6 protein-coding genes are annotated in these 7,875 nt (G+C 68.6%); 4 read left to right on the top strand and 2 right to left on the bottom strand.

Going from position 1 to position 7,875, the window contains the following annotated elements:
- Positions 1–9 precede the first annotated feature (9 nt).
- The gene (gene priA, locus A3728_RS14755) at positions 10–1,551 is read right to left on the bottom strand and encodes a replication restart helicase PriA (protein ID WP_443069435.1); all 1,542 of its coding nucleotides are present in this window, start codon (positions 1,549–1,551) and stop codon (positions 10–12) included.
- Between the two features lie 140 nt (positions 1,552–1,691).
- Between priA and fsa the strand changes: the two genes are divergently transcribed.
- The 3 genes from fsa to A3728_RS14740 all read left to right on the top strand — a co-directional run bounded on the left by fsa (position 1,692) and on the right by A3728_RS14740 (position 4,232).
- Positions 1,692–2,345, top strand: a complete 654-nt coding sequence (gene fsa, locus A3728_RS14750) for a fructose-6-phosphate aldolase (protein WP_067925220.1) — start codon at positions 1,692–1,694, stop codon at positions 2,343–2,345.
- A 220-nt stretch (positions 2,346–2,565) separates the two neighbouring features.
- Positions 2,566–3,273: a DUF484 family protein gene (locus tag A3728_RS14745; protein ID WP_067925217.1), complete on the top strand. Its 708-nt coding sequence runs from the start codon at positions 2,566–2,568 to the stop codon at positions 3,271–3,273.
- A complete protein-coding gene (locus A3728_RS14740; RefSeq protein ID WP_067925214.1) occupies positions 3,270–4,232 on the top strand; it encodes a tyrosine recombinase XerC in 963 nt (320 codons plus the stop codon). The genes A3728_RS14745 and A3728_RS14740 overlap by 4 nt, the downstream gene beginning before the upstream one ends.
- A gap of 21 nt (positions 4,233–4,253) precedes the next feature.
- On the opposite strand, the gene meaB is transcribed toward A3728_RS14740, so the two are convergent.
- Positions 4,254–5,222 carry a methylmalonyl Co-A mutase-associated GTPase MeaB gene (gene meaB, locus A3728_RS14735; protein ID WP_067925223.1) on the bottom strand — a complete coding sequence of 323 codons (969 nt, stop codon included), beginning with the start codon at positions 5,220–5,222 and terminating at the stop codon, positions 4,254–4,256.
- Positions 5,223–5,301: 79 nt separating this feature from the next.
- Between meaB and hrpB the strand changes: the two genes are divergently transcribed.
- The gene (gene hrpB / locus A3728_RS14730) at positions 5,302–7,719 is read left to right on the top strand and encodes an ATP-dependent helicase HrpB (protein ID WP_067925211.1); all 2,418 of its coding nucleotides are present in this window, start codon (positions 5,302–5,304) and stop codon (positions 7,717–7,719) included.
- Positions 7,720–7,875: the final 156 nt, after the last annotated feature.

The raw sequence follows: 7,875 nt of genomic DNA, 5'->3' as shown, positions 1-7,875 counted from the left end.
TGTCCGAGCTTAGCGTTGCCACCGCGCCCCGGGCCAGAGCGCGGTGGCCTCCTCCCCCAGCCGTTCGACCCCCGGCCCCACGGGGGCAAGCTTTCCCGCCACCTCGCACGACGGGCAGGCTTCGGGCATCGGTTTACTTTCACCACATTGGTGGCAGATCAGCCGCGCGAGAAACCGGTGTTCGACCATCCGCGCATCGCAATGATCGCAGCCGATCTGGTGCCCGCAGGCCCGGCAGAGCGTCACCGGCGCATAGCCGCGCCGGTTGATAAACAGCATGGATTGCTCGCCCCTCTCCAGCCGCTCGTCCACCGCGCGGCGCAACGGGTCGGAAATCCATCGGTTCGCGGGCAGGCCTTCGCCGCGCATGTCCACCGCTTCCATCCGGGGCAGCACCGCTGCACCGAACCGGGATGTCAGTTCCAGCCTGCGGTATTTGCCGGTCTCGGCGTTGGTCCAGGATTCGAGGCTGGGCGTGGCGGAGGCGAGCACCACCTGCGCCCCGCAGATCGACGCGCGCAGCACCGCCATGTCCCGCGCGTTGTAAAGCACCCCGTCTTCCTGCTTGTAGGATGTGTCATGTTCCTCATCGACGACGATAAGACCCAGATCGCGGAACGGCAGGAACAGCGCCGAACGCGCGCCAATCACAAGCTGCGCCTGACCCTGCCCGACCATGCGCCAGATCCGGCGGCGTTCCGTCATCGTGGCGCCCGAATGCCATTCGGCGGGTTTGGCGCCGAAGCGTTCCTCCACCCGGGTGAGGAACTGTTCCGTCAGGGCGATCTCAGGCAGCAGCACCAGCGCCTGCCGCCCCGCGCGCAGGGCCGCGGCCACGGCTTCGAGGTAGACTTCCGTCTTGCCGGAGCCGGTGACGCCGCGCAGCAGCGTGGTGCCATAACGCTGGGTGGCCACGGCCTCGGAAATCGCGCGGGCGGCAGCCTCCTGATCAGGCGACAGGACCTTGCCCGGCAAGGCGGGATCGAGCCGTGCGAAAGGCTGGTCGCGGGGGGAATCCTCTTCGACGACCGCGCCCTGTGCCGCCAGCCCCTTGATGACGCTCGCCGTCACGCCCGCCATCTCCGCCAGTTCGCGCTGGGTGAAGGAGGACGCCTCATGCTCTTCCAGCACAGCCAGCACGCGGCGGCGCGCATCGGTCATCCGGTCGGGGATACTGTCGCCCAGGCGGTAGACCTTGCGCATCGACGGCGGATCCCCCAGCCCCGGTGCCCGGGTGGCCAGCCGCAGCATCGCGGGCATGGGGGTGAGCGTATAGGCGGCGACGCGGGTGAGAAACTCGCGCATCTCTTCGCGCATGGGGGCCGCGTCAAGCACCCGGTAGACATGGCGCAGCTTGTCCGGATCGTAATCGCCCGCAGCCGGGCCCCATACCACGCCCAGCACCCGGCGCGGCCCCAGCGGCACCTCGACGAAGGCACCGGAATGGCAGCCGCCTTCAGGCGCGCGGTAATCCAGCGTGCGGCCAAGCGGCTGCGTTGTCAGCACCGCAACAGCGTGCCCCGCCGGAAAGAAAGTATCGTGGGTGTCCAAGGGCTCTGCCGGTCGTGTTACGGTGGTTCGGGGATTTCAGGGTTTCAGCATCGCAGATCATGCGATAAAGCCAAGGCAACGGATATAGACCCTCCTGATCCCGATCCAACCCTGCCAATACAACCCTGAAGGACAGCCCGATGAAATTCTTCGTGGACACCGCCGAAATAGACGCCATCGCCGAACTCAACGATCTGGGCATGGTGGACGGCGTCACCACCAACCCCTCGCTCATCCTGAAATCGGGGCGCGATATCCTCGAAGTCACCAAGGAGATCTGCGACCTCGTGGACGGCCCCGTCTCTGCCGAGGTGGTCGCGCTCGAATCGGACGCGATGATCGCAGAGGGGCGCAAGCTGGCCGAAATCGCCGACAACATCACCATCAAGCTGCCGCTGACGTGGGACGGGCTGAAAGCCTGCAAGGTGCTGTCGGGCGACGGTCACATGGTCAATGTCACGCTTTGTTTCTCGGCCAATCAGGCCCTGCTGGCGGCGAAGGCCGGTGCCACGTTCATCTCGCCCTTCATCGGGCGGCTGGACGACATCAACCTCGACGGCATGGATCTCATTCAGGACATCCGCACGATCTATGACAACTACGGGTTCGAAACACAGATCCTCGCCGCCTCCATCCGTTCGGTCAACCACGTGCTCGACGCCGCGCGCATCGGCGCGGACGTGATGACCGCGCCGCCCGACGTCATCAAGAAGCTGGCCGCCCATCCCCTGACGGACAAGGGGCTGGAGCAGTTCATGAAGGACTGGGAAAAGACGGGCCAGAAGATCATCTGACCCCGCGGGGGGCACCGTCCTCCGCCGCCCGCAGCACAGCAGCCCGGCCCGCACCGAGGCCGGGGGCGCCCCCCTGCACCGCCATTCGTCCGCCCCGTCGCGGACCATTGGCCAAGCACATTATCGCAACAACAGGTCGCTTTTTGTCTGCCGTCGCCGCGAGGGGGCAGATTCCACCCGCGCGACGTGCTATAGGCCCCGAAACAAAAAAGAGTCAGTGATGAGCAGCAACTCCAAGATGGACGACAGCCTGCGCGAGGCAATCATTTCGCGTCCCGACGTGATTCTGGATGACAGCGATGTCATGCAGGCGCTCATCGCGGCCAATGAAAAGGCCATGGGCGGCAATATCGTGGACCTGCGCGGCATCGCGATGGAGCGGCTCGAGACGCGGCTGGACCGGCTGGAGGATACGCATCGCAACGTCATCGCCGCCGCCTACGAAAACCTCTCCGGCACCAACCAGATTCACCGCGCCATATTGCGGATGCTCGACCCGGTGGAGTTCGAGACCTTCCTGCGCGATCTGGGCGGCGACGTGGCCGATATCCTGCGTGTGGACGCCGTCAAGCTGGTACTCGAATCGGTCCAGAACGACAGCGACCCCGCCGTGCAGCGGCTGGGCGAGGTTCTGAGCATCGCTGAGCCGGGCTTTATCGACGATTATCTCACCCAAGGCCGGGGCGGGAACGTCCGGCAGGTCACGCTGCGCGGCGTGCAGGACGGGTCGGAGCAGATCTACGGCGAAAAGGCGGACTGGATCCGGTCCGAAGCCTGCCTGAAGCTCGATTTCGGCGCGGGGCGCCTGCCCGGGCTTCTGGTGCTGGGCACGGAAGATCCGCATATGTTCGGCCCGCAGCAGGGTACCGATCTGCTGGTGTTCTTCACCGGCGTCTTCGAGCGGGCCATGCGCCGCTGGTTGTCGTGAAACCGGCGACAGCGCCCACGTTCATTTCCGCCGCGGCACGGGATGCCTTGCAGAACTGGCTCGCCCATGAGCGGGCCCTGAAGGGCGCTTCCGACAACACGATCACCGCCTATCGCGGCGATCTGGTCGATTTTCTGGCCTTCATCACCGGCCACAAGGGGGAGGCACAGGGCCTTGGCGCGCTGGCGCGCCTTGGCATTTCAGACATGCGCAGCTGGATGGCCCACACCCGTGGCGGGGGCGTGGGGCCACGTTCCATGGCGCGCAAGCTTTCGGCAGTGAAGGCATTCTACCGCTGGCTGGCAGAGCGGGAGGGGTTCGAGCCCACGGCCGTGTTGTCCACCCGCGCGCCGAAGTTCACCCGCAAACTGCCCCGCCCGCTCGCGGTGGATGCGGCACATAATCTTGTCGACACCGTCTCGCATCAGGCGCGCCTGCCTTGGGTCGCGGCGCGGGACGTCGCCGTCGTCACCCTGCTGTGGGGATGCGGGCTGCGTATTTCCGAGGCGCTGGGTCTGAAAGGATCGGACGCGCCGCTGCCCCAGACGCTGCGCATCCTTGGCAAGGGGCAGAAGGAACGCAACGTGCCGGTGCTTCCGGCGGCCCGTGCGGCGGTGGACAGCTATCTCGCCATATGCCCGCATCCGCTGGAAAAGGACGCCCCGCTCTTTCGCGGGGTGCGCGGCGGCGCGCTGGGGCCGAGGGCCATCTCGCAGGCCATGGCGCAGGCGCGGATGCAGCTGGGCCTGCCCGCCACGGCGACGCCGCATGCGCTGCGGCACAGTTTCGCCACCCATCTGCTGGACGCGGGCGGCGATCTGCGTGCCATTCAGGAACTGCTGGGCCATGCCTCGCTGTCGACAACGCAGGCCTATACCGCCGTCGATACCAAGCGCCTGATGGATGTCTACAACAGCGCCCATCCCAAGGCCGGGAAACCCGCCGCGAAACGCGCCTGAACGGCGCGCCCTGCCTGCCGATCAGCCCAGGGCCTTGACGAAAGCGCGGGCGGCGGCGGCGGGATCGAGCGTGCCTTCGGCCACCTCTTCGCTCAACGCCTTCATGCGGGCGCGCGCCTCCGGCTCCTCCAGCCGGGCCAGCAGGGCCTGCCGCACGTCCTGATCGAACCAGAACCGGGCCTGCGCGCGGCGGGTAGCTTCCCAGTGGCCTTCGGCGCGCCGCCAGTCGACAAGCGTGCCGATCTTCTCCCACGTCTCTTCGAGACCTGCGTTTTCCAGTGCCGAGACGCTGAGCGCCAGCGGATAGCCTTCCGGGTCCTGCGGACGTTTGCGCAGCAGGCGCAGCGCACCGGCGTAGTCGGCCTGCGTGCGCGCGGCGGTGGACTTCAGCGCGCCATCGGCCTTGTTAACGACGATAATGTCGGCCTTTTCCATGATGCCGCGCTTCACACCCTGAAGCTCATCCCCTCCGGCGGGGGCCAGCAACAGCAGAAAGACATCCGACATCTCCGCCACCACGGTTTCGGACTGGCCCACGCCCACCGTCTCGATCAGCACCACGTCGAACGCCGCCGCCTCGCAAAGCGCTACGACCTCCCGCGTGCGGCGGGCGACGCCGCCCAGATGCGTCTGGCTGGGCGAGGGGCGGATAAAGGCCGCAGGGTCGCGCGACAATTGCTCCATCCGGGTCTTGTCGCCAAGGATCGACCCGCCGGAGCGGGTGGAGGAGGGATCGACCGCCAGCACCGCCACCCGCAGCCCGCGCCCCGTCAGCATCAGGCCAAAGGATTCGATAAAGGTCGATTTGCCTACACCCGGCGTGCCCGAAAGGCCGATGCGCAGGGCCTCGCGCGATTTCGGCAGCGCCTGCAGCAGTGCGGCGGTCTGCGCGCGGTGATCCGCGCGGCCCGATTCCACCAGCGTGATCCCCCGCGCGAGCGCGCGCCTGTCGCCATCGGCGATCCGCTGTGCCAGTTCTTCCGGTTCCATCGCGGCATCATTCGCGCGGGTGCCCGCGAATGTCCATCCCGGACTTGGCGCGGCGAGGCCGATGACGGATAAGGCGGCCATGACCGACGCCCTGCCCATCGACGCGGTGATCCCGCAGATCATCGACGCCCTGCGCACGCAGGGGCGGCTTGTGCTGCAGGCCCCGCCCGGCGCGGGCAAGACCACCCGCGTGCCGCTGGCCCTGCTGGAGGCGGGCCTTGCCAAGGGGCGCATCGTGATGCTGGAGCCGCGCAGGCTGGCGACCCGGGCCGCAGCCGAGCGGATGGCCGAAACCCTGGGCGAGGCGGTGGGCAACACCGTGGGCTACAGGGTGCGTGGTGACAGCGCCGTCTCGCCCCACACAAGGATCGAGGTGGTGACCGAAGGCATCCTGACCCGCATGATCCAGGACAGTCCCGACCTGCCAGGCATCGGTGCCGTCATCTTCGACGAATTCCACGAACGCTCCCTGCCCGCCGATCTGGGCCTCGCGCTCAGCCTCGAAGTGGCGGGGGCGTTGCGGGACGACCTGATGCTGGTGGCCATGTCCGCCACGCTGGACGCGGCACCACTGGCGGCGCTGATGTCGGCGCCGCTCGTCACCTCCGAAGGGCGCAGCCATCCCGTCACCCCCCAGTGGTTGCCCCGCCCGGTTGGCAAGGAGCGCTTCGAAAATGCCTTGGGCGATCTTGTCTGCCATGCGCTTGATGCCGCGCCCGGCTCCCTGCTGGCCTTTCTGCCCGGCGCAAGAGAGATCAGGCGCACCGAAGCCCTGCTGCGCGCCCGCCTGCCGAAGGACTGCGATCTGGCCCCGCTCTACGGGGCGCTCGACTTCAAGGTGCAGCGTGCCGCCATCGCACCTGCCCCGCCGGGGCGGCGGAAGGTGGTGCTCGCCACGTCGATCGCCGAAACCTCGCTGACGATCGAGGGGATCGGGATCGTGGTGGACGGCGGGCTCGCCCGGCGGGCCCGGTTCGATCCCTCCTCCGGCATGTCCCGCCTTGTGACTGAACGCGTCACACAGGCCGAAGCGACGCAGCGCGCGGGGCGCGCCGGGCGCCTCGGGCCGGGGGTGGCCTACAAGCTCTGGACCAAGGGCGAGGACGGCGCGCTCGCCGCCTATCCCCCGCCCGAGATCGAGGTGGGCGATCTTGCCGGTCTGGCGCTGGAACTGGCGCAATGGGGCGCGTCGGAAGACGAACTGCCCTTCCTGACCGCGCCCCATGCCGCCCGCATGGCCGAGGCGCGCGGCCTGCTGCGGATGCTGGGCGCGCTGGATGACGCTGGGCGGATCACCGATCACGGCAAGCGGCTGGTACGCCTGCCGCTGCACCCCCGGCTGGCCCATATGGTCGCCCGGGGCGGCGAAGGCGCGGCCTTGCTGGCCGCCCTGCTGGCAGAGCGCGATCCGCTGTCCGGTCAGGGAACCGATCTGGACCTGAGGATGCGCCTGCTGCGCGGCGACGGGGATCGGGGCGGCGCCCATGGCCCGACCCTTGCCCGTATCCGGCAGGAGGCGCGGCGCCTGCCCCGCCCCCGGAACCCCGATGGCCCGCGCGGTATCGGTGCGCTTGCAGCACTCGCCTATCCGGACCGGGTCGGCGCACGGCGCAGGGGCGAGGCGCCCCGCTACGTGCTGTCGGGCGGCAAGGGCGCGATCCTGCCGCAAGGCGATGCGCTGGCGGGCGCGCCGCTGATCGTCGCGACGGATCTTGATGGCGACCCGAGAGAGGCGCGCATTCGTCAGGCAGCGATCATCAGCCTGCCGGAACTGAGGGCGCTTTTCGCGGATCAGATCGGCTGGCACGAGGTTTGCGAATGGTCCCGCCGCGAAGGGCGCGTGATCACCCGCAGGCAGGAACGCTTCGGCGCCATCGTGCTGGACGACCGCACCTGGTCCGACGCCCCCGGGGAACGGATCACCGCCGCCATGCTCGACGGGGTGCGGCAGTTGGGGCTCTCCCCCTCGCCCTCCGTGGCGCGCTTTCTGGCCCGCGTCGGGCTGATGCAGGGCACGCTGCCGGATTTCAGCGATGACGCCCTGATGGCGACGCTCGAAGACTGGCTTGCCCCGTTTCTGGGCGGGGTACGAACGGCGGCGGACTGGAAGGCTTTCGATCTGTTGCCGGCCCTGCGCGCGCGCCTCGACTGGGACGCGCAGCAGGCGCTGGATGCCGAGGTGCCGCCCCATTTCGAAACCCCGCTGGGGCGCAAGGTGCCCATCGATTATGGCGGCGAGGTGCCGGCGATTGCCCTGCGCCTGCAAGAGGTCTTCGGGGTGACGGAACATCCGCGGGTCGGCGGGCAGCCCTTGCAGATCACCCTGTTGTCGCCTGCGCAGCGCCCCGTTCAGGTCACGACCGATCTGCCGGGGTTCTGGGCCAGTTCCTACGCAGATGTTCGCAAGGACATGCGCGGGCGGTATCCGCGCCACCCCTGGCCCGAGGATCCGACACAGGCGGATCCGACCCTGCGCGCCAAGCCACGGGGCAGCTAGCGACCGCCCTGCTAATCGCTGTCGATCAACCCGGCCCCCGCCCCCGCGGCGCGCGAGCGCGCGCTTTCAGGCACCAGCCTGCGCGCCGCGAGGCTGCGCATCGCCGTTAGCAGGTCGGGCGGCGGGCTGAGACGTGCGGGCGAAGCGGGCGCTGCC

Source organism: Sulfitobacter sp. HI0040, from assembly GCF_001634885.1.
Lineage (GTDB): Bacteria > Pseudomonadota > Alphaproteobacteria > Rhodobacterales > Rhodobacteraceae > Sulfitobacter.
This window is presented reverse-complemented; position numbering and strand designations above follow the sequence as displayed.

Bases quoted from the DNA above. Each gene is read 5' to 3' on its own strand.
- A3728_RS14745 (WP_067925217.1), top strand. From the start codon at position 2,566: ATGAGCAGCAACTCCAAGATGGACGACAGCCTGCGCGAGGCAATCATT.
- fsa (WP_067925220.1), top strand. From the start codon at position 1,692: ATGAAATTCTTCGTGGACACCGCCGAAATAGACGCCATCGCCGAACTC.
- meaB (WP_067925223.1), bottom strand. From the start codon at position 5,222: ATGGAACCGGAAGAACTGGCACAGCGGATCGCCGATGGCGACAGGCGC.
- hrpB (WP_067925211.1), top strand. From the start codon at position 5,302: ATGACCGACGCCCTGCCCATCGACGCGGTGATCCCGCAGATCATCGAC.